1 protein-coding gene is annotated in these 448 nt (G+C 65.4%); it reads left to right on the top strand.

From position 1 onward, the window contains the following. Positions 1-84: 84 nt before the first annotated feature. Positions 85-448: TetR/AcrR family transcriptional regulator (locus RNC47_RS36840; RefSeq protein WP_311605231.1), on the top strand; the 364-nt coding region annotated here is incomplete at its 3' end.

Consider the following 448-nt stretch of genomic DNA (forward strand, 5'->3'; position numbering starts at 1 on the left):
GAATTCGCGGTACCCCGAAGCGGACCGCGAAACGCGGCACGCGGTGCCGCGGGCCCTGCGGATCAGCAATAGGCTGGTGACACGATGTCCGAAGCCTCGATAGTCCGCCGCGCCAGTTACGGCCCGTCCAGCCCCGCTGTGGGGGCACGGGGGGCCAGCACTCGCAGCCGGATCACCGAGGTCTCGCTGGAACTGTTCGGTCGGCTCGGCTACTTCGACACCTCGGTCGACGCGATCGCCAAGGCCGCAGGGATATCGCGGGCCGCGCTGTATCAGTACTTCCAGGGCAAGGACGAGATCTTCCTGGAGCTGCTGAACGAATGCGGCAGCGCACTGTTCCGTGTCGCACGCCGCATCGGTCCCATGGGGCCGGACGAAACCGGCTTCGACAATCTCAACTGGTGGCTCGGCGAGTGGAGTTGGGTCTTCGAGAAGTACTCCACGATGT

This window comes from Streptomyces millisiae, assembly GCF_031845425.1.
GTDB classification, from domain to species: Bacteria; Actinomycetota; Actinomycetes; order Streptomycetales; family Streptomycetaceae; genus Streptomyces; species Streptomyces millisiae.